Origin of the sequence: Paracoccus sp. Z118 (genome assembly GCF_019061185.1) — a bacterium.
GTDB lineage: Bacteria > Pseudomonadota > Alphaproteobacteria > Rhodobacterales > Rhodobacteraceae > Paracoccus.
On the sequence record NZ_JAHQZU010000119.1, the window covers coordinates 1 to 521 of the forward strand.

Genomic DNA, 521 nt, shown 5'->3' on the forward strand with positions numbered 1-521 from the left:
TAGCCACCCTCGCCCTGTCCTTTGCCCTCGCCCTGGGGACCGCCCCCGGGCTCGCCGCAGCCCAGGCCCATGACCACGGGAATGGTGCCGCAACGATCGAACTCACCCTGAACCAAGGCGCTAAATGGCAGGGCGACGAGAACATGCACAAGGGCATGGACGCGATCCGCGCCACGATGGCGGCGAACCTGGACGCGATCCGTGACGACACGCTTGCCGCCGACGCCGCAAAGGAGATTGCGGCCGAGGTTCAGGCGCAGGTCGATTTCATGGTCGAGACCTGCGTGCTCACCCCCGAGGTAGACGAGCAGTTCCATCTGGTGCTCGGGCAGGTTCTGGAGGGCCTCTCGGATCTGGAAGCCGGTGACGCAGCGCAGGAGGGCGCTGCGAGAATCGTCCAGGCGCTCAATGCCTATGGCGAACATTTCGAGCATCCGGGCTGGGAGCCGCTGGCCTGACCACCGGAAAGCACAAGGCCGGCGGAGCTCAGTCTCCGGCCGGCTGCGCCTTCTCGAAGTTGC

At 66.2% G+C, this 521-nt stretch carries 1 protein-coding gene; it reads left to right on the top strand.

From position 1 onward, the window contains the following. A partial coding sequence (locus KTN05_RS17790) for a hypothetical protein (RefSeq protein WP_217330684.1) occupies window positions 1-458 on the top strand: 458 nt, incomplete at its 5' end. Window positions 459-521: the final 63 nt, after the last annotated feature.